The 18,517-nt window shown below is 61.0% G+C and carries 18 protein-coding genes and 3 tRNA genes; 12 read left to right on the forward strand and 9 right to left on the reverse strand.

Annotation, left to right across the window (positions count from 1 at the left end; genetic code table 11):
* Positions 1–185 precede the first annotated feature (185 nt).
* Positions 186–1,511 carry a Na+/H+ antiporter NhaC family protein gene (locus ABD997_RS09770; RefSeq protein WP_345316825.1) on the forward strand — a complete coding sequence of 442 codons (1,326 nt, stop codon included), beginning with the start codon at positions 186–188 and terminating at the stop codon, positions 1,509–1,511.
* A gap of 282 nt (positions 1,512–1,793) precedes the next feature.
* Here ABD997_RS09770 and ABD997_RS09775 read toward each other — a convergent pair whose 3' ends face one another.
* On the reverse strand, positions 1,794–3,107 hold the full coding sequence (locus ABD997_RS09775) for a hypothetical protein (RefSeq protein ID WP_345316826.1): 1,314 nt from the start codon (positions 3,105–3,107) through the stop codon (positions 1,794–1,796).
* Between the two features lie 205 nt (positions 3,108–3,312).
* On the opposite strand from ABD997_RS09775, the gene ABD997_RS09780 reads away from it, so the two are divergent.
* Positions 3,313–4,278 (forward strand): class 1 fructose-bisphosphatase, encoded by a 966-nt coding sequence (locus ABD997_RS09780; protein ID WP_345316827.1) that lies wholly within the window; start codon positions 3,313–3,315, stop codon positions 4,276–4,278.
* A gap of 96 nt (positions 4,279–4,374) precedes the next feature.
* Positions 4,375–4,905, forward strand: a complete 531-nt coding sequence (ppa, locus tag ABD997_RS09785) for an inorganic diphosphatase (protein ID WP_345316828.1) — start codon at positions 4,375–4,377, stop codon at positions 4,903–4,905.
* 29 nt (positions 4,906–4,934) lie between these two features.
* On the opposite strand, the gene ABD997_RS09790 is transcribed toward ppa, so the two are convergent.
* A complete protein-coding gene (locus tag ABD997_RS09790; RefSeq protein ID WP_345316829.1) occupies positions 4,935–6,044 on the reverse strand; it encodes a tetratricopeptide repeat protein in 1,110 nt (369 codons plus the stop codon).
* A gap of 175 nt (positions 6,045–6,219) precedes the next feature.
* Between ABD997_RS09790 and ABD997_RS09795 the strand changes: the two genes are divergently transcribed.
* On the forward strand, positions 6,220–6,774 hold the full coding sequence (locus tag ABD997_RS09795; protein WP_345316830.1) for an SRPBCC family protein: 555 nt from the start codon (positions 6,220–6,222) through the stop codon (positions 6,772–6,774).
* A gap of 31 nt (positions 6,775–6,805) precedes the next feature.
* Here the strand turns inward: ABD997_RS09795 and cobA are convergent, their stop codons facing one another.
* Positions 6,806–7,633 (reverse strand): uroporphyrinogen-III C-methyltransferase, encoded by an 828-nt coding sequence (cobA, locus tag ABD997_RS09800; RefSeq protein ID WP_345316831.1) that lies wholly within the window; start codon positions 7,631–7,633, stop codon positions 6,806–6,808.
* A 343-nt stretch (positions 7,634–7,976) separates the two neighbouring features.
* On the opposite strand from cobA, the gene ABD997_RS09805 reads away from it, so the two are divergent.
* The 3 genes from ABD997_RS09805 (at position 7,977) to ABD997_RS09815 (ending at position 8,254) form a co-directional block, all read left to right on the forward strand.
* Positions 7,977–8,053 (forward strand) — tRNA-Pro (locus ABD997_RS09805).
* Positions 8,054–8,060: 7 nt separating this feature from the next.
* Positions 8,061–8,137, forward strand: a tRNA-Pro gene (locus ABD997_RS09810).
* A 40-nt stretch (positions 8,138–8,177) separates the two neighbouring features.
* Positions 8,178–8,254: transfer RNA gene (locus tag ABD997_RS09815), tRNA-Pro, on the forward strand.
* A gap of 109 nt (positions 8,255–8,363) precedes the next feature.
* Here ABD997_RS09815 and ABD997_RS09820 read toward each other — a convergent pair.
* Both ABD997_RS09820 and ABD997_RS09825 read right to left on the reverse strand, forming a co-directional pair.
* Complete coding sequence (locus tag ABD997_RS09820; RefSeq protein WP_345316832.1) at positions 8,364–9,251, reverse strand: general secretion pathway protein GspB; 888 nt, start codon at positions 9,249–9,251, stop codon at positions 8,364–8,366.
* Complete coding sequence (locus ABD997_RS09825; RefSeq protein ID WP_345316833.1) at positions 9,251–10,834, reverse strand: AAA family ATPase; 1,584 nt, start codon at positions 10,832–10,834, stop codon at positions 9,251–9,253. Before ABD997_RS09825 ends, ABD997_RS09820 begins: the two co-directional genes overlap by 1 nt.
* A 110-nt stretch (positions 10,835–10,944) precedes the next feature.
* Between ABD997_RS09825 and ABD997_RS09830 the strand changes: the two genes are divergently transcribed.
* Entirely contained in the window at positions 10,945–12,180 is a 1,236-nt protein-coding gene (locus tag ABD997_RS09830; protein ID WP_345316834.1) for a multifunctional CCA addition/repair protein, read from the forward strand.
* Between the two features lie 82 nt (positions 12,181–12,262).
* Here ABD997_RS09830 and ABD997_RS09835 read toward each other — a convergent pair whose 3' ends face one another.
* The 3 genes from ABD997_RS09835 to folB are packed head-to-tail and all read right to left on the reverse strand — an operon-like array spanning position 12,263 to position 13,927.
* Complete coding sequence (locus ABD997_RS09835) at positions 12,263–13,057, reverse strand: undecaprenyl-diphosphate phosphatase (protein WP_345316835.1); 795 nt, start codon at positions 13,055–13,057, stop codon at positions 12,263–12,265.
* Positions 13,058–13,085: 28 nt separating this feature from the next.
* On the reverse strand, positions 13,086–13,574 hold the full coding sequence (folK, locus tag ABD997_RS09840) for a 2-amino-4-hydroxy-6-hydroxymethyldihydropteridine diphosphokinase (protein WP_345316836.1): 489 nt from the start codon (positions 13,572–13,574) through the stop codon (positions 13,086–13,088).
* Complete coding sequence (folB, locus tag ABD997_RS09845; RefSeq protein WP_345316837.1) at positions 13,574–13,927, reverse strand: dihydroneopterin aldolase; 354 nt, start codon at positions 13,925–13,927, stop codon at positions 13,574–13,576. The genes folK and folB overlap by 1 nt, the downstream gene beginning before the upstream one ends.
* A gap of 136 nt (positions 13,928–14,063) precedes the next feature.
* Between folB and plsY the strand changes: the two genes are divergently transcribed.
* A complete protein-coding gene (gene plsY, locus ABD997_RS09850; RefSeq protein ID WP_345316838.1) occupies positions 14,064–14,657 on the forward strand; it encodes a glycerol-3-phosphate 1-O-acyltransferase PlsY in 594 nt (197 codons plus the stop codon).
* A gap of 84 nt (positions 14,658–14,741) precedes the next feature.
* Here the strand turns inward: plsY and tsaD are convergent, their stop codons facing one another.
* Entirely contained in the window at positions 14,742–15,764 is a 1,023-nt protein-coding gene (gene tsaD / locus ABD997_RS09855) for a tRNA (adenosine(37)-N6)-threonylcarbamoyltransferase complex transferase subunit TsaD (RefSeq protein ID WP_345316839.1), read from the reverse strand.
* A 185-nt stretch (positions 15,765–15,949) separates the two neighbouring features.
* Here tsaD and rpsU point away from each other — a divergent pair, with 185 nt between their 5' ends.
* The 3 genes from rpsU (at position 15,950) to dnaG (ending at position 18,468) form a co-directional block, all read left to right on the forward strand.
* Entirely contained in the window at positions 15,950–16,165 is a 216-nt protein-coding gene (rpsU, locus tag ABD997_RS09860) for a 30S ribosomal protein S21 (RefSeq protein ID WP_298441470.1), read from the forward strand.
* Between the two features lie 2 nt (positions 16,166–16,167).
* Complete coding sequence (locus tag ABD997_RS09865; RefSeq protein ID WP_345316840.1) at positions 16,168–16,611, forward strand: GatB/YqeY domain-containing protein; 444 nt, start codon at positions 16,168–16,170, stop codon at positions 16,609–16,611.
* A gap of 96 nt (positions 16,612–16,707) precedes the next feature.
* Positions 16,708–18,468 (forward strand): DNA primase, encoded by a 1,761-nt coding sequence (gene dnaG, locus ABD997_RS09870; protein ID WP_345316841.1) that lies wholly within the window; start codon positions 16,708–16,710, stop codon positions 18,466–18,468.
* Positions 18,469–18,517 lie beyond the last annotated feature (49 nt).

Genomic DNA, 18,517 nt, shown 5'->3' on the forward strand with positions numbered 1-18,517 from the left:
TAAAAACGGTATTGTAACGGATCCCGGTCGCCACCTGCACGGTGGATCTGGAAGTTAGGACGTTTAGACGTCCATATTGACAGGCGGCCAGAAAAAACCTACATTGCCGCTCCCCGTGACAAAGGACCCGTCAACGGCAAAAAACGCGCAAGGAGATGCCCGTTCCCTTTGAAAGAGAATCGACCATGAGTTCCATCCAGGCCACCGCCACCCCAGTGACCAGAAGCTCTGCCCTGGCACTGCTGCCGCTGATGATCTACCTCGCCCTGTTCGTGGGTGCCGGCGTCTATTTCCAGCTGCAGGGTACCGAGTTTGCGTTCTACCAGCTCTCCCCTGTGGTGGCGATCCTGCCGGCCATCATCCTGGCTCTGGCCCTGAGCAAGCAGCGCCTGAACGACGCCATCGAGACCTTCATGAAGGGGATCGGCAACCACAACATCATTGCCATGTGCCTGATCTACCTCCTTGCGGGCGCCTTTGCGGCGGTGGCCAAGGCCACCGGCGGGGTGGACGCCACCGTGGCTCTGGGGCTCACCCTGATCCCCGCCTCCCTGCTGCTGCCTGGTCTGTTTCTCATCTGTGGCTTTATCGCCACCTCCATGGGCACCTCCATGGGCACCATTGCCGCCGTTGCCCCTGTGGCACTGGGAATCGCCCAGCAGGCGGGGATCGAGCCGGCCCTGATGGCCGGTGTGGTGCTGTCCGGCGCCATCTTCGGTGACAACCTCTCCATCATCTCCGACACCACCATCGCCGCCACCCGCACCCAGGGCGCCGAGATGAAGGACAAGTTCCGGGAGAACATCCGCCTGGCTGCCCCCGCCGCCCTGCTGGCCCTGCTGCTCTTTACCCTGGCCGGTTCCGGGCAGGCTGAGCTGGCGCCGCAGACGCTGGAGCTGACCAAAGTCCTGCCCTACCTGACCATCCTGGTGCTGGCGGTACTGGGCCTGAATGTCTTTTTGGTCCTCACCATCGGTATCCTGCTGGCGGGTCTGACCGGCATGATAGGTACCGACTACAGCCTGATGACCTTCGGCCAAGATATCTACGCCGGCTTTAGCAACATGCAGGAGATCTTCCTGCTGTCGATGCTGGTGGGTGGCCTCGCTGCACTGATGACCCAACAGGGGGGCCTCACCTGGCTGACCAAAAAGATCACCGCCCTGCTGGGTAAGCGCAGCAGCGCCGCCAGCACCCAGCTTGGGATCGGCGCCCTGGTGGCCAGCACCAACGCCTGCATCGCCAATAACACCGTGGCGATCATCGTCGCCGCCCCGGTGGCCAAGGAGCTGGCACAGCAGCATGGTGTCTCCCCGCGCCGCGCCGCCGCCACCCTGGACATCTTCGCCTGCATTATCCAGGGCCTGCTGCCCTACGGTGCCCAGGCGCTGCTGCTGGCCTCCACCTTCGCCCTTTCACCCTTTACCCTGGTGGGCTACGCCTGGTACTGCTTTATCCTGGCGGCCTTCGCCCTGGGCAGCATCGTCTGGCGCACCCGCCAAAAGGGCTGATCGCCCGACAACAAAAAACGGCCCTTCGAGGGCCGTTTTTCGTCTAACGAACTGTTTTGAATTGTGCTTTACCCAACCGTTCGCGAGGACAACCTAGTGCAGTCGAGCACCAAGTTCTTAGGGACTGGGCTCTCGGCCCGAGTTCCTAAGAGCCGGAACAAAGCCTGAGGCTTCTGGGCTTACACGAAAGGGGAGCCTATTTAGGATCAGCGATTGAGTCGATGAAGCTCACCGGACGACCGCATCACAGCCGATGCAGAGTTCAGACTCCTGCCTCCCCCCTTACAGGGGAAGCAGGAGGATCTGGTACTCGTAGCGATCGAAGAAGCTGGGATCATTCGGCTCGGACTTTCGGATCTCACTGCGATAGTCGTGCGCATTCAAGCCATTGTTGTAGCCGTAGAGGAATACCTCCAGCATTGGGGCGGAGAGCTGCTCAAGCGAGTGCATCACCGCATCCGGCAGCTCCAACGCCGGAACCGTCCCTTTCAGCGGAGCCTCCACCTGCCACATCGTGGGACCCGCCTGGTCATAAAGGGTCACCAGTGCCAAATTTTTTCCCGGACTGAAGTGCTTGAAATCGTAACTCGACGCCGCATCTTCGGTCATGCCCCGCAGCAGCTTGACCGATTCGTTCAGGAACGGGGAGGGATCCTCCGGCAGAACAATGGTGGCAGCCCCCTCTTCGATTCGCTCCCGCTCCAAATGAAAATAGGTGACCCCCCCGAACTCAGCAGCATCCAGGTAGTCATGCGAATAGGCGGACACCAGGCTGCGTGTGCTCGACCCGGGGAAGTAGTAGGGCTCTTTCCAGGTACGGCCATAATAACGATGGACCCGCTCCCCGTCGGCCGTGAGCCCGAAGGTCATGGTGTTGTAGTCCGGCACATTGACGGTCAAGGTGACCCGCTCGCCAACACCAGAGGCATCGGCAAACACCTCGGGAGCCAGCACCAAAGTCGGGTTGCTATCCCAATCCACCTCGATGAGCGTCGCCAGTACCTCACCGGTGCTGTTTGCCCCATCCAGGACCAGATCGATGGGCTGCCACTGCCCTTCGCTCTGGCAGAGATTCAGTTGCTGCCTCTCCGACAGCCTCTGAGCTTGGGAGAAGATACCATTTTGGTAAGTGAGCCGAATTTCACTGTCCCAGTACTTTGAAACCAGGTCATTGGCTTCGATGGTGACATCCCGACAGTGGCACCCCGCCTTGGATGCCATGTTGGGGAAATAGCGCTCGATGGTGTCACCGGAGCGCCAGTCCACAAAGGTTTGCACCAGGGTTCCCGCGCTACCATCTTGGTCCGTCCCCTCGCCAATCAAACTGACATGCGCCCCGCCCTGCGGCCAGGAGAGGCTCAACTGCCCCTCTGAATCGGTTTTTGCCGTCGAGAGAATCCGGCCATCTAAGTGGTGGATCACCACCTCGGCGCCGGCCATTGGCGACTCGATACCGCAATAGTTGTAGCTCGTCGTTTCGACGTGGAGCACCCCTTCTGCCGGACCCGGATTCCCACTGTCACTCCCATCTGAAGAGCCCCCGCAACCGACCAGGGCCGTCGCCGCCAGCAATGCACTGTAAATTGTCTTATCCATGACTTGTTCCCTTATTGGCATCCAATTTTCCAAGACTCACCCATGCTACATCGCGTCAGACTTCAAGCCAATTTTGTTGCTCTGCTGTAATTCAGATGGTTATGAGTCGATTAGTTGCCTCAGGGCCAGGCTTGAGCGCTGCTTTTCCCCAGCGGTTTCGCTATCATTAGCCCGCCCTTGTGAACCACTTTAGGACCCTCCTCATATGCAAAGCCTGAGTCAATTCCTGACCGAGCGCGGCGTCGACCCGCAACTGCAACCTCTGCTTCAAGCCCTGGCCCAGTGTGGCGTCGAGATCAGCCAACTGGTGCGCCGCGGTGCCCTGGCCGGGGTACTGGGCGCCACCGAAACGGAAAACGTGCAGGGAGAGACCCAGAAGAAGCTCGATGTGATCGCCAATGACCTGATCAAGCAGCGGCTGGCGGCAGAGCCTTCGGTCAAAGCGATGGCCTCTGAGGAGGAAGATCACACCGTGGACGCCCATGCCGACGGCCACTACCTGGTCAGCTTCGACCCGCTCGATGGCTCCTCCAATATCGACATCAACTCCCTGGTCGGCACCATCTTCTCCGTCCTGCCGGCGTCGGACCGTAAGGGCGAAGCCGCCTTCATGCAGCCGGGGATCAACCAGGTGGCCGCCTGTTATGTCCTCTACGGCCCGGCCACGGTGTTGGCCCTGACCACCGGGGAGGGCACCAGCCTGTTCAGCCTGGATCCGGATACCGGGGAGTTTCTGCTGGTGGAGGATGCTATGACCATCCCCGCAGAAACCAACGAATTTGCCATCAACGCCTCCAACCAGCGCTTCTGGCAACCGGCGATGCAGAGCTACATCGCCGATCTGCTGGCGGGCGACACCGGACCACGGGGTAAGAATTTCAACATGCGCTGGATCGCCGCCATGGTGGGCGACGTCCACCGCGTGCTGTGCCGGGGCGGGATCTTCACCTACCCGACCGACACCAAGAACCCGGCCAAGCCCTACAAACTGCGCCTGATGTATGAAGCCAACCCCATGGCAATGCTGGTGGAACAGGCCGGTGGCAGCGCTTCCACCGGCTACGAGCGGATCCTCACCCTGCAGCCGGAAGCGATCCACCAGCGGGTCGCGGTGATCCTCGGCTCCCGCGATGAAGTGGCCGCCTGCCTCGGCTACCACAGCCAGGCCTAAGCGCCCACTTTTCGGCAAAACGTGCCCCTTATCACGGGATAAGGGGCCATGTATACTTGCGGCACTTTCTTCCAGCTCAAATCAAGGAGTGGCTGCATGAGTTTGAATCACGTCCCTGCGGGCAAGAGCTTGCCGGATGACATCTACGTCATCATCGAAATCCCCGCCAATCACGACCCCATCAAGTACGAAGTGGACAAGGACAGTGGCGCTCTGTTCGTGGACCGCCTGATGAAGTCCCCCATGTTCTACCCGGCCAACTACGGCTATGTGAACCACACCCTCTCCCTGGATGGCGATCCCGTGGATGTGCTGGTTCCCACCCCCTTCCCGCTGCAACCCGGTTCCGTGATCCGCTGCCGCCCGGTCGGGGTGCTAAAGATGACCGACGAGTCCGGTGAGGATGCCAAGGTGATCGCCGTTCCCCACACCAAGCTGTCCCAGGAGTATGACCACATCCAGGACGTGAACGACCTGCCTGAGCTGCTCAAGGCGCAGATCAAGCAGTTCTTCGAGCGTTACAAGGAGCTCGAAAGCGGGAAGTGGGTGCAGGTGGACGGTTGGGATGACGCCGCCGCGGCTCGGGCGGAGATCCTCAGCTCCGCAGAGCGTTACGAGCAGAAGTAACACTACGTCGATACGCCTCGCCCGGTCTCCTAGTGGCGACGAAGCGCTACCAGCTTCTGCTGGTAGCGCTTTTTCTGATCTGATGGGGCCAGTTTCTCCGCTTCCTTGAGGTGGCGTTCACTGAGCCGGCGCTGGCCATTGCGGTAATAGGCCCGCGAGAGACCGAAGTGAAACTCGTGACGGTACTCCGCCAGCGCCAAAGCACGCTGAAACATCCGAACCGCGTCATCGAATTCGCCCGCCTGCAGCGCCTGCTCGCCCATGTCGAAATAGTAATAGGGATTGCGGATCCGCTTTAACTCCAGCCGGGCATGCACCGCCTGCCACTCCTGCAACCGCCCCTGGCTGGCGAGCAAAATGGCCAGGTTGTGCAGTGCATCCAGCTCCGACTCAGGCAGTTGGATGGCATAGCGATACACCTGCTCCGCCTCCCGCTCCATGCCATGACGCCGGTAAAGCACCCCCAGGGTATTCCATACCGCTGCGTAATCCGGGTGTTGCTGGTGAGCCATCTTCAGCAGCGCATAGGCCCGGTCTCGCTCCTCGGCGACCATCGCTTCCGCGGCCATGTTGTTGTAGTAGCGTGCCAGCAGCTCCGACGTTGAGAGCACTCGGATATCGTATCCGCGCAGTTGGTTACCAGGCAGGAAGTCGATGGTGGTGGCGTTACTGGAGAGCAGGATCCGGTCCGCTTTTCGACGAGGGGTGAGCCGCAGGTTGACGTGACCATTGATCAGGTAGAGTCCCCCTTGACGATCCCACACCGGCGGTGCCTCCACCAGTTGATACTGCACCTGCAGATCCAGCGCATCCGCCAGGGCGGTGGTCATCAAAACCAGTGACATGCAGTTGCCGGCCCCGGCCGCGAAGGTCTCGGCAGCGTTCCGCGTCCAGCGGCTATCGTACTCCAGCCGCCCCTCCTCGAAGAGGTAATCCGCCAGAGCCTGTTGGGGGTTGTGGGATCGGGCCAGGGTCTGCACCAGTTGGTTCATGGCCGGTGAGCGCTCAAATACCTGTTGCGGCCTCGGAACCGAAACCGTCGGATCAAAGCCCTCGTCATGCCACAGTGCCGGGGGAGCGACCGGCACAGAGGTGGCACAGCCCGTGAGCAGGGCGATAGCAAACCATATCCAGCGCATACTCCAAGCTTAGTCGCACACCAAGGTTTTGCGCCTGGCAGCGGGGATTCCGAACCTGTCCAGGCTGAGCCTTTTTGGAGGTTGCCACGCCAGCCGTCACTTACCCTCGCCGACACGGCGGTATTTGGGAGCCTATCGGCTAAGCTCAAGGCTCTACGATGGAAGGGGACATCCGATGATCAAAGGGCTGAAAATCTTGCTCATAGTAATCACCGTGCTGGTGATTCTGGGCCTTGCCCTGCCCCGCGACTTTCGCGTTTATCGGGAAATCGAGATCGCCGCTCCGCCAGAATCGATCTACCCCTACCTCAACGAGCTGTTTCTCTGGCCCCTCTGGGCCCCCTGGAGTGACCCAAACACCCGCTTCACTATTGGCACGCCCGCCAGCGGGATCGGCGCCCAGCAGAGTTGGGAGGATGACAGTGGAGGGGGACAGATGACGATCGTGGCCTCGGATCCCCGCTTCGGGATCCGCTACGAGATCCGCTACGGCAACAGTGCCAAAGTCTATCCGGCACAAGTGGGATTTCAACGGGTAGCCCCAGAGCAAACGCGGGTGTATTGGCAGATGGAGGGGGAGATCGACTCCCCCATAGTGGGGCCCTTCCTGGCCCTGTTGACGGGGACGATGATCGGCGACCCTTTCGAGCAGGGCCTGTCGAAACTGAAATGGCTGGTGGAGTCCCCCACCACAGAGACCCCAGAGACGCCGGCAGCCAGTGCGGAGTGATCCTCACTCGCTCCCCCCTTCCTGGTCTCCGTTATACCACCGCCCTGCGAATCTCATCCAGGCAGTCTGGGTCCCCAGGCTCGAACCAATCCAACTCCGGGGCCAGTCCCACCACCTCTCCGACGACAATGGCGGCAGGAGAGGGGAGCGTTTCACTGGCCGCCAGTTCCGCCAGGTTGGACAAAGTGCCGATGAGACGCTGCTGGCCCGGCTGGCTGGCCTGACCCACGATCGCCACTGGGTAGTCAGGTGACATTCCTGCCTGCAGAAGGCCATCCCGGATGGACGCCGCCCGCTTTTGTCCCATGTAGATAACCAGGGTGTGGCCGCACGCCACGTAGGGCCGCCAATCCTCTATCTCCGCGCCTCCCTTTCCACGCCCCGTGATCAAGGTAACCCCCTGCGAATGCGCCCTGTGGGTCAGGGGCATCGCCCCGTAGGCACTGCAGGCGCTGGCAGCCGTCACGCCGGGCACCACTCGATAGGGAACCCCGGCCCTTTTGAGCGCCATCATCTCCTCTCCAACTCGGGCGAACATCATCGCGTCGCCCCCTTTCAGGCGCACCACGCGACGGCCGCTGACCGCCTTGGCCACCATCACACGCTCGATCTCCCGCTGGTCCATGCTATGGGTGCCACACCGCTTACCCACCGGGATCCGTTCCACCCGCTCAGGCAGCAGAGCCAGGATCGCCTCGCTGACCAGCGCATCGTGCAGCACCACGTCCGCCTGTTGCAGGGCACTGTAGGCATGTAGGGTCAACAACCCCGGATCGCCCGGGCCGGCGCCCACCAGGACCACCGGCTCAGCCGCCGTGGTAGGCAGGTTCACCACATCGGATAGAGAGAGTTTGGACACTAAATGGCTCCTTTATTGACCAGAATCCCAGCATAGCGCCACGCTTATTCCTAACTAAATAGCCTTTGCCATGCACTTATTCAGTTAGGCTATATACTGGCCCTCTCCCTCTCGCGGCGGTGAGAAAAGCGGCGCTTGGTCAAATTCCCCAAACTAAGCCTTGCGCAGCAACGTAAAATCGATAAACTATGCCGCCGTTGCAGAGTGAATGGAGCCGCCGCTGGTGTGCCCTAAAAGGCTCTGCATTGTCGGTCAATGGCGCAGCTTGGTAGCGCATCCTGATTCTTGGGATGAGTGGACCAGAGGCGACCCGCCTGTTACGGGACCGAATAACAGAACTTGTCGGTGAATAGCGCAGCTTGGTAGCGCATCTGGTTTGGGACCAGAGGGTCGGGGGTTCGAATCCCTCTTCACCGACCACCTTTATCGGTGTGTAGCGCAGCTTGGTAGCGCACTTCGTTCGGGACGAAGGGGTCGGAGGTTCAAATCCTCTCACACCGACCACATCTCTTCTGCAGCCTTGCCGGGCTGGGAAACATCATCTCGGTGTGTAGCGCAGCTTGGTAGCGCACTTCGTTCGGGACGAAGGGGTCGGAGGTTCAAATCCTCTCACACCGACCACATAAGACAAAACCCACCTCTCGGTGGGTTTTGTCGTTTCTGGGATTGGCATTTTGCGCACCGTGCACTGCAACAGGGCGCCGTGCTGAACGGCCCCCTTCGCTGAGCGTCAGAGGCTACCCAGTGCCGGGATCCTAAAGCGCTGCTGATCCATCTCCAGCACGATCTCGCTCGGCAGGATCTCCACCACCGTCAATCCGTTCGCCGCCTCATCCCCCTCCTGCAACTCCCGGCCGTTTGCCCTGAGCCAACGATCTTCCCGCTTGGTCGCATAAACGTGGGCGGTGACGGTCAGGTCCGGCAGGCGCTTCTGGAACGACCAAGGCATCTGTCCCAGTTTGGGCACGCTGCTGTTGTCCGGCATGGGGGCGGGGGGCTGTGGCTGCCCCTTAGCTTCGGCAAGTTCCCGTTGCACCTGCGCCAATCGACGCTGCAGCTCCGGATCCAGAGGGGGCGGCTCCGTACCCGTCACCGCCACCTCGGCCGCCGCAGGCCTGTCGAGCGACTCCGGAAGGACCTCTCCGCCAAGATCCGCCAACACCGCCTCGAACGCCTGGACCAGGTCCGGCGGACTCACGACGGCTTCCTCCAGCCTATCCGGTGCCGCAGTTTGGGGCCTCGCCTTGGCCACGTGCGCGGAGGGCGGCGGGATCACGGCCACCGGTAGCCCCGCTAGGGGCACCTCATCGGCGCTGCCGCTCTCCTCGGCGATATCGGAGGGCAGGCTCACCGGCAGTGGCATCGCAACGCGCTGTGCCAGCTCAATCGAAGATGAGGGCGTGTCCGGAGCCGAAGGGAGACTCGGTTGTGGCAAGTTCCCCAGGGCGGCCGCCAGGCCCGCCCCAAGCACTCCCCCAACGAAGGGCGCCAACCAAATCCCGCGAAAACGTCGCGATGAGCGAGGCTGGGGCAACGCGGCCAGCATCGCCGGCTCCAGCCCCTCTTTCAGGGCTTCCCCGTGGCGATGACGGGTGACCGCATCCAGTAGTAACGACATTAATCTCTCCCTCCGATGGACCCGGCTTCGGGCCCGATATCTGTCCCGAGCCGGGCCGGCTTATTCACTGTCTCAGACAAGCGTGGCCCTTCCTGTCGGCCAAGGAAGCTCAACCATTCCAGGGTCTGGCGTCCTGCCAAACCGTCTGTGCGCAGCCCCTGGGACTGCTGGAACTCCCTTACCGCCTGATCCAGGGCCAGATCGAATCCCTGCATCAACCGGGGCCTGCGATTTTGCAGCGGTGCCAATCGATTCTCCAGCCACTGGATCTGTGTCAGGGGGGCATTGGGGCCGATCAGCGCCGGAAGGCCCTGTGGCGGCTGCCACAACAGGGTGTAACGTCCATTGAAGCGATGAAGAAAGGCGTCCTGATCAAGCCAAAACTGCTGCTCCCCCATCTGCAGTAACCAGCGACCATCCCGATGCCCAAGCAGGGCGGCGTAACGCCGATGGTTCTTTTCATCCAGCAGGCCAATCACTGCGGGACGATCCCACTGCAGCAGTTGCTGCCAGCTGGCATCCCCATGCAGGCAAGCCAATTGCTGACTCTGGGCGTATTGACAGGGTTGCTCCGCGGGCACCGGCAGGCCCCGGTGGAAAAACAGCGCCTGCATCGCCTGCAACTCGTCGCCGGGCAGATCCGCCAGCTGGATCTGGGCAACGCTGCGCTGGGGCACCGGCGGCGGTGTCGACCAGCTGGCCTGTACCAGGGTGAACCCCAACAGGGCCGAGGCCGCCGTCGCCGCCCACCATCCCCAGGGCCGGCGCGAAACCTGTGGGCGGTCCAGCACTTCGGCAGCCGCCTGCTCGACCTCCCTGGCGCCCAGCATCGGCCGCTGGGCGGCATAGCCCCCCATCAGCGCCCGTTCACAGATCAGGTTGATCACCCGGGGAACGCCGCCACTGGCCTTGTGCAGTGCCTTGATGGCAGAAGCTTTAAAGAGCGGTTGCGACCGTCCGGCGATATGCAGACGGTGGCTGACATAGGCTGCCACATCGCTCGGCCCCAGTGGCAGCAGGTGGTAGCGCGCGGTGATCCGCTGAGCCAGCTGACGCAGCTCCTGACGCCGGAGCAGTGCCTGCAGTTCCGGCTGACCGATCAGGATCACCTGCAGCAGCTTTCTGGTATCGGTCTCCAGGTTGGTAAGCAACCGCAGCTGCTCGAGGACATCCGCCTTTAGGTGCTGGGCCTCATCGATCACCATCAGGGTCTTGCGACCGGCCTGATGGTTGGCCAACAGGTAGGCACTGATCTTATCAGTCAACTGCTTCAGGGTCGGCGGCTCATCGTACTGGATCTTGAGCTCATCGCAGAGGGTCGCCAGCAACTCCAGCTCCGTCAGCGCCGGATTGAGGATAAAGGCCACATCAGTATCGGCGGGCAACTGGGACAGCAGGGTGCGTGAGACCGTGGTTTTGCCTGTCCCAACCTCACCGGTCAATAGCACGAACCCCCCGTTCTCGCCCAGGCCATAGGTCAGGTGTGCCAAAGCCTCTCGGTGGCGTGCGCTGAGAAAGAGGAACGCAGGATTGGGGGCGATGGAGAAGGGGCTGTCATTCAGCCCATAAAACCCTTTGTACATGGCGATCTTAGGGAATGGTAGGATGCTCTAAAAGGTACGGTCATACCCGGCCCTTGTCAAAATCACGGTATACTCGGACGGTTATCGATAACCGCAATTCAGAGGTCTGAGTGAAAACGTATCTGGTGGGGGGGGCGGTCCGCGATCAACTTCTGGGCTTACCGGTCAAAGACCGTGACCACTTGGTGGTCGGGGCCAGCGTCGACGAAATGAAGGCCGCCGGTTACCGGCAGGTGGGTAAGAGTTTCCCGGTCTTTCTCCATCCGGAGAGTGGCGAGGAGTACGCCCTGGCCCGCACCGAGCGAAAATCCGGCGTCGGCTACGGCGGTTTTGATTTTGATGCCGCACCGACGGTCACCCTGGAGGAGGATCTGGTACGCCGGGATCTCACCATCAATGCCATGGCGATGGATGAAGCCGGTACCCTCCACGACCCCCATAACGGCCTGGCGGATCTCCAGGATCGAACCCTTCGCCATGTCTCACCCGCCTTCGTGGAAGATCCGCTTCGTGTGCTGCGTATCGCCCGCTTCTGCGCTCGCTTCCACTCCCTCGGCTTTACCATCGCAGGGGAGACCCTGGCGTTGATGACCCAGCTCAGTACCAGTGGGGAACTGAGCCACCTCACCGCCGAGCGGGTATGGCAGGAGACCGAGCGGGCTCTAGGGGAAGCCAGCCCGCAGCAGTATTTCGAGGTGCTGGCCCAGTGTGGTGCCTTTGCGGTGCTGTTTCCCGAGCTGGAGGCGCTGCGCGGTGTTCCGCAACCCGAGGCTTACCACGGCGGTTTGGATGCCTGGCAACACACCCTGCTGGCGCTGCAGCAGGCGGCGACGGAGCAAGCGGAGGGACCGGTGCGCTTCGCCGTGCTCACCCATGATCTGGGTAAGGCACTGACGCCCGAGGCACAGTGGCCCCGCCATATCGGGCATGAGCAGGCCGGCGTTGAGCCACTGCAGCAACTCTGCCGGCGTCTGAAGGTTCCGAACGAGTGGCGCGACTTGGCCCTTCATGTGTGTGAGCAGCACCTCAAGGTGCACCGCGCCCTGGAGTTGAAACCCTCCACCCTGCTGGCGCTATTTGACCGTTGTGATGCCTGGCGCAAACCGGCCCGTTTCCAGCAGCTTCTAACCGCCTGCCGCTTGGACGCCATCGGCCGTCCGGGCCGCAGCAAGGACCCCTACCCCGCCGAAGACTACCTATCACGCGCCCTGGCTGAGGCGAACCGAATCGACGTCAAAGCGGTGATTGCTGAGGGACACCAGGGAGCCCAGATCCGTGAAGCGCTGACACAAAGGCGCCTTGAGCGGCTGCAGGTGCTCAAGGCCGAAGCCACCGAAAGGCAGTGACCCTTATCGGACCCAAAGCAAAACGGCAGCCCATTCGGGCTGCCGTTTCTTGCTCTGTCTCTGGCTGAAGCTATCCAGCGCTTCAGACGAAGAAGGCAAATAGCACCGCCGCCAGCGCCAAACGGTAGATCACGAAAGGCATCAGCCCCATGCGGCCAATCGCTTTCAGGAACAGGTGGATACAGGCGTAAGCGGAGATGAAGGCAACCACAAAGCCCAGCAGCAGCGGGGTCGTGTCCACAGGCTGGGGCGACTGCCACAGACTCAGGGACTCGTAACCACTGGCGGCCAGGGTAATCGGAATCGAGAGCAGGAAGGAGAAGCGCGCTGCACTCAATCGGGTCATCCCGAGCAGCAGGGCCGCGGTGATGGTCGCACCGGAGCGGGAGGTACCGGGGATCAGCGCCAGCGCCTGGGCACAACCGATCAGCAGTGCGATCTGCCAGGTTACCTGGGCAAAATCACGGCGCTCGGAGGCAGTGGCATCGGCAAACCAGAGCAGCAGCCCGAAGATCAGGGTGGTACAGGCGATCACCGTGGTGCTGCGCAACTGGGTGGAGATGATCTCGTTGAAGAACAGTCCGGCCAGGCCAGCCGGAATGGTTGCCAGGACGATCAGCCACGCCATGCGGCTGTGCTCGTTGTGCCGCCCGACCAAAGAACCAAACCAGTTGCCCAGCAGCAGGGCCACATCACGGCGGAAATAGATGATCACCGCCGCCAGGGTGCCGGCGTGGGTGATGAGATCAAAGGCCAGGCCCTGGTCCTGCCAACCCAACAACTGGGCAGGGAGGATCAGGTGGGCTGAGCTGGAGATAGGTAAAAATTCGGTCAGGCCCTGGATAATGGCCAGGACGATCGCCTGAATGGGATCCACAGTACCGCTTCCTTTTTAAAGCAAATATTTATTCCGGCCAGTGAAAGGAAACCGGCCAAAGTTTTTGATGTTTATCGTGATGCTGCCACAGTTCGGCCAATGTTTCAGGCCGGCCCGGCAGGCGCCCCTCGGGCCAAAGCTGAGCCAGGGGCCAAAGCACAAAGTCGTTGTGAAAGATCTCCGGTCGAGGCAATTCCACCGGCGTGGTGCAGCAAAGCGAACCGTACAGCAGCAGATCGAGATCCAGCGTTCTGGGGGCAAACTTCTTGGCACCGCGAACCCGGCCGTGGGCCGTCTCTATCGCTTTAAGCTTTGAGACAACCTCCGGCACCGGCAGATCCGTGTAGGCTTCCGCGACCAGATTCAGGAAGTTGTCGCCATCGAAGCCGACGGCCTCGCTCTCAAACACCTCAGAGATCCGAACGCCCTCGAACGCCCGGGCCAGGTCATTCAATCCATTGCGAATGTGTCTCTCAGCATCGATGTTGCTGCCGAGACTGATAAAGATCCTTTCCATTACGCCATCCGCTCGATGGAGACACCCACGTTGGCCGCGTTGGCCACCGCCCCGGGTTTAGCCACCCGAACACGAGCCCAAGGTACCGAGAAATCCGCAAGCAGCAGGGCGGCGATCTTCTCGGCGACGGTTTCCACCAACTCGTGGGAGTGTCCCTCGACCAGAGCGGTCACCGCCTTTGAGACGGTGTCATAACAGAGGGCGTGGGCGTAATCATCCCCCTCGGCAGCACGACGATTGTCCCACCCCATGATCAGATCGATCACCAGCTTCTGCCGGATCTGCTTTTCCCACTCGAACACACCGATAACGGCCTGACATTCGAGCCCTTCGATAAACACCTGGTCAGTCATGTGTTTTCTGGCACTCCGGCTGCGGGTCGGATACCCTATGGTGGCTAACTTTTACGCGTCTCAGACGCTCTCGTCTCAGACGCCCTGCAAGGCGACGGATGATAGCCTAACTGAATAAGGAAACAAATCGCTTCCTATGACACCCCTGCTCGCCTTCATGTGTCTGATCGCCTACGCCCTCGGCTCCATCTCCAGTGCCGTTTTGGTCTGCCGACTCTTCTCTCTGCCCGACCCGAGACTCAGCGGCAGCGGTAACCCCGGAGCCACCAACGTCCTGCGACTCGGTGGAAGAGGGCCCGCTGCGTTGGTTTTGTTGTTTGATGTGCTCAAGGGCACCCTGCCGGTCTGGAGTGGTTATTTCCTGGGCCTCTCCCCCCTGGCTCTTGCTGCCGTGGGAATCGCAGCCACGCTCGGGCACATCTATCCCTGCTTCTTTGGCTTCAAGGGCGGCAAGGGGGTCGCTACCGCTTTCGGGGGAGTTGCCCCCATCGGCTGGGACATGACCGGTGCCGTGCTGCTCACCTGGCTCGCCGTCGCCGTAATCACTCGTTACTCCTCACTGGCCTCTATAGTTACCGCCCTGCTTGCCCCGGTGTACGCTTGGTGGTTCAAGGAGCAGTACGCCGTATCAGTAACCCTGCTGTGCGCCCTGATCCTCTATCGCCACCGGGACAACGTTGTGCGTCTGTGGCGGGGCCAGGAATCCAAGCTCACCGACAAGCGACGCTGAGCTTCCGTCGCTCGCCGATCTATCGGCACAAAAAAAGCCCGGATCCAGTTCCGGGCTTTCTCATGGACCTTACTTCGCCCGAGGCTATGCCGGCTTTTCACCCGGCGCATGCAACTGATCTAACGGCCAGCGCGGCATACCACGAACAGAAAGAGACTCCGATTCCCCCGCCTTGAGCCGCTGCAAGCCGGCGTAGGCGATCATGGCGCCGTTATCGGTACAGAACTCCGGCCGAGGATAGAACACCGAACCGCCCCGCTTTGCCATCAGGGCCTCCAGTTGCGCCCGCAGGTGCCGGTTGGCGCTCACACCGCCGGCAATCACCAACCGATTCAATCCGGTTTGCTCAAGGGCTCGACGACACTTTATCGCCAGGGTGTCCACCACTGCATCCTCGAAAGCCCGAGCGATGTCCGCCTTGGCCGACTCCCCGTGCTCGGCGATGGTGTTGGCGGCAAAGGTCTTGAGCCCGGAGAAGCTGAAGTCCAGTCCGGGTCGATCGCACATCGGGCGGGGAAACTTGAAACGCCCACTGTCGCCCTGCTCTGCCAGCTTGGAAAGCAGCGGGCCGCCCGGGTAATCGAGCCCCATCAGTTTGGCGGTTTTATCGAATGCCTCGCCGGCGGCGTCATCGATGGACTCACCCAAAAGTTGGTAGCGGCCGATACCATCGACCCGAACCAGCTGGGTATGGCCACCGGAGACCAACAGGGCAACGAAGGGGAACTTGGGTGCCTCAGGTTCCAGCATGGGGGCCAGCAGGTGTCCCTCCATGTGGTGCACCGCCACCGCCGGCACCCCCCAGGCGAAGGCCAGGGCGCGGCCAGCACAGGCCCCCACCAGCAACGCCCCCACCAGGCCTGGCCCGGCGGTGTAGGCCACCCCATCGATGTCGGTGCGACTCAGCCCGGCTTCGGCCAGCGCTTCATTGACCAGAGGCACCAACTTGCGTACGTGATCCCGGGATGCCAGTTCGGGCACCACACCACCGTAGTCCGCATGCAGTTTTACCTGGCTGTAGAGGGCATGGGCCAGCAACCCCTGCTGATCGTCATAGATGGCGACACCGGTTTCATCGCAAGAGGTTTCGATCCCCAGAATCCGCATGCTAAACTCTCTCGTCATTGCAAAATTTGGCGCAATTCTAGCGCTGCGAATCGTCAGTGACCAGTCTTGGTCGTATCGGACTTTACAAGCCCGATACTATCAGAGTAGAATTTCGCACCATTTTGAATTGAGGCTGCTCAAAGATTGACCAGCCCTAAAACGAAGTTTTTCGAGGTAAGAGGCAGATGCCGGTAATTAAAGTCCGTGAAAACGAGCCCTTCGACGTAGCACTGCGTCGTTTCAAGCGTTCCTGTGAGAAGGCAGGTATCCTGTCTGAAGTACGTCGTCGTGAGCACTACGAGAAGCCGACCACCGTGCGTAAGCGCGCCAAAGCGGCTGCTTCCAAGCGTCAAGCCAAGAAACTGGCTCGCGAAAACGCCCGTCGTACTCGTCTGTACTGATCATGACTCTCATCGAGCAACTCAAAGACGCCATGAAAGTGGCGATGCGAGCCAAAGAAAAAGCTCGCTTGGGAACCATCCGCCTGGCCTTGGCTGCGATCAAGCAGGTGGAAGTAGATGAAGCCAAAACCCTCAGTGACGATGAGATCACCGCCGTCTTGACCAAAATGGTCAAACAGCGTCGCGATTCCATCAGACAGTATGAGGAAGCCGGCCGTCTCGATCTGGCGGAAGCCGAAGCCGCAGAAGTGGTGGTGTTGCAGGAGTTCCTGCCGCAGCCCATGAGCGACGAGGAACTTCAGGCCGTGGTCTCCCAGGTCATCGCAGACAGCGGTGCCAGCTCGATGCGTGATATGGGTAAAGTGATGGGCCAGCTGCAAAGCAAGGTCCAGGGTCGTGCCGATATGGCCGAAGTGGGCAAAATCGTAAAAGCCCAACTCGGTTGATCGCCGTCCCAATCACAGCAACAAGCCGTGCCTAATGCACGGCTTGTTTGTTTGTGATAAACAAACAAGGTTTCAATCCAGACAGTGGGGAACTCAGTGGCCGGTCGGATCGCCAGAGATTTTATCGATCAACTCTTATCACGCGTCGACATCGTTGAACTGGTCGATGGCCGGGTAAAACTGAAAAAAGCCGGCAAGAACTACCACGCCTGCTGTCCCTTCCATAACGAAAAAACCCCCTCCTTCACCGTCAGCCAGGACAAACAGTTTTACCACTGCTTTGGCTGTGGCGCCCACGGCAATGCCATCGACTTCATGATGGAGTACGAACGCCTGGAGTTTCCCGATGCCATCGAAGAGCTGGCGGGACAGGCGGGCATGGAGGTCGTACGCGAAGCCAGTCATGAGCCGCGCCGTCACGCCCCCAATACCACGCCAAGACCCAAAGACGGCAGCGACGATCACTACTCGCTGATGCAGTGGGCCGCCCGTTACTATCAGCAGCAACTGCGTCAGCACAGCGAAAAAGAGCGGGTTATCCAGTACCTCAAAGGGCGGGGTCTGGACGGTGAAACGGTGCAGAAATTTGGCATCGGCTTCGCGCCGCCCGGCTGGGACACCCTGATGGGGCAGAAACGGGGCGACAACCGCGCCATCCACCTGCTCACCGAGTGCGGCATGCTGATCGAGAAAGAGGGCAGCAACCGCAAGTACGACCGCTTTCGCGACCGCCTGATGTTTCCGATCCTGGATCGCCGCGGCCGGGTCATCGCCTTTGGTGGCCGGGTGCTGGGAGAGGGCACGCCCAAATACCTGAACTCCCCCGAGACCCCGATCTTTCACAAGAGTCATGAGCTCTACGGTCTCTACCAGGTTCGCCAGGCTCACCGCAGCCCGGAGCGGGTCCTGGTGGTTGAGGGGTACATGGATGTCGTTGCCCTGGGGCAACACGGCATCGATTATGCTGTCGCCTCCTTGGGTACCTCCACCACCGCGGACCACATTCAGCTGCTGATGCGCACTGCCCAAAGTGAGGTGGTGTGCTGTTACGATGGCGACCGGGCCGGTCGGGACGCCGCCTGGCGGGCGCTGGAGACGGCGATGCCGCTGCTAAAAAGCGGCAAGGCACTGAAGTTCATGTTCCTGCCGGACGGCGAAGACCCAGACAGCTTGGTGCAGCAGGAGGGCAAGACCGCCTTTGAAGCCCGGATCCAGGCGGCAATGCCGCTGTCGGACTACCTGTTCGGTCACCTCCGGGAGCAGGCGGATCTCTCCAGTAACGAGGGTAAGGCTCGCTTCATCGCCGAAATCAAACCCTTGATTGAACAGATCAGTGACGACGTACTCCAAGAAACCCTGCTGCAAAGGCTCGAGACCGAGCTGGGATGGGGAGCACGCAAGCACTTCGCCCAGCCCAAGCGCACGGTAGGCCAACGCCCGCTGGCCCAAGCTCAACGTGGACGGGGTACACCAGTACGCCAAGCCATTGCCCTGCTGCTCAGCGAGCCGGGACTCGGCTACGGTCTTGCCCCGCAAACCGCCGTTTCTAAGCTCGAGCTCAAGGGGATGCCACTGCTAAGAAGCTTGCTGGAGCTGTGCCGGGATCAACACCTGACCACCGCCCAACTGCTGGAGCGCTTCCGTGGCGAGCCGGAGTACGATGTCCTGCGAAAGCTCGCCGGAACCCAGTTCGAAGTGGAGCACAACAAGGGGCAGGTCTTCGCGGATCTGCTCAAAGGGTTTAACCGCCAGATCCTGGACCAAATGGCCAGCGCCCTGCAGGCGAAGAGCACGCTGAGCAAGGATGAACTGGTGCAACTCCATCAACTCTTGAAGGCCCTGAGGGCGTTCGATTAGCCTGGCGAGGCTAGCAGTAGAATGCGAATCCCGTTATAATTGGCTATTT

Source organism: Ferrimonas gelatinilytica (assembly GCF_039544205.1).
In the GTDB taxonomy this organism is placed as follows: Bacteria; Pseudomonadota; Gammaproteobacteria; order Enterobacterales; family Shewanellaceae; genus Ferrimonas; species Ferrimonas gelatinilytica.

What these genes read in the sequence shown, in the direction of transcription:
- ABD997_RS09770 (WP_345316825.1), top strand. Translation starts at nt 186, where the DNA reads ATGAGTTCCATCCAGGCCACCGCCACCCCAGTGACCAGAAGCTCTGCC.
- ABD997_RS09775 (WP_345316826.1), bottom strand. Translation starts at nt 3,107, where the DNA reads ATGGATAAGACAATTTACAGTGCATTGCTGGCGGCGACGGCCCTGGTC.
- ABD997_RS09780 (WP_345316827.1), top strand. Translation starts at nt 3,313, where the DNA reads ATGCAAAGCCTGAGTCAATTCCTGACCGAGCGCGGCGTCGACCCGCAA.
- ppa (WP_345316828.1), top strand. Translation starts at nt 4,375, where the DNA reads ATGAGTTTGAATCACGTCCCTGCGGGCAAGAGCTTGCCGGATGACATC.
- ABD997_RS09790 (WP_345316829.1), bottom strand. Translation starts at nt 6,044, where the DNA reads ATGCGCTGGATATGGTTTGCTATCGCCCTGCTCACGGGCTGTGCCACC.
- ABD997_RS09795 (WP_345316830.1), top strand. Translation starts at nt 6,220, where the DNA reads ATGATCAAAGGGCTGAAAATCTTGCTCATAGTAATCACCGTGCTGGTG.
- ABD997_RS09820 (WP_345316832.1), bottom strand. Translation starts at nt 9,251, where the DNA reads ATGTCGTTACTACTGGATGCGGTCACCCGTCATCGCCACGGGGAAGCC.
- ABD997_RS09825 (WP_345316833.1), bottom strand. Translation starts at nt 10,834, where the DNA reads ATGTACAAAGGGTTTTATGGGCTGAATGACAGCCCCTTCTCCATCGCC.
- folK (WP_345316836.1), bottom strand. Translation starts at nt 13,574, where the DNA reads ATGGAAAGGATCTTTATCAGTCTCGGCAGCAACATCGATGCTGAGAGA.
- folB (WP_345316837.1), bottom strand. Translation starts at nt 13,927, where the DNA reads ATGACTGACCAGGTGTTTATCGAAGGGCTCGAATGTCAGGCCGTTATC.
- plsY (WP_345316838.1), top strand. Translation starts at nt 14,064, where the DNA reads ATGACACCCCTGCTCGCCTTCATGTGTCTGATCGCCTACGCCCTCGGC.
- tsaD (WP_345316839.1), bottom strand. Translation starts at nt 15,764, where the DNA reads ATGCGGATTCTGGGGATCGAAACCTCTTGCGATGAAACCGGTGTCGCC.
- rpsU (WP_298441470.1), top strand. Translation starts at nt 15,950, where the DNA reads ATGCCGGTAATTAAAGTCCGTGAAAACGAGCCCTTCGACGTAGCACTG.
- ABD997_RS09865 (WP_345316840.1), top strand. Translation starts at nt 16,168, where the DNA reads ATGACTCTCATCGAGCAACTCAAAGACGCCATGAAAGTGGCGATGCGA.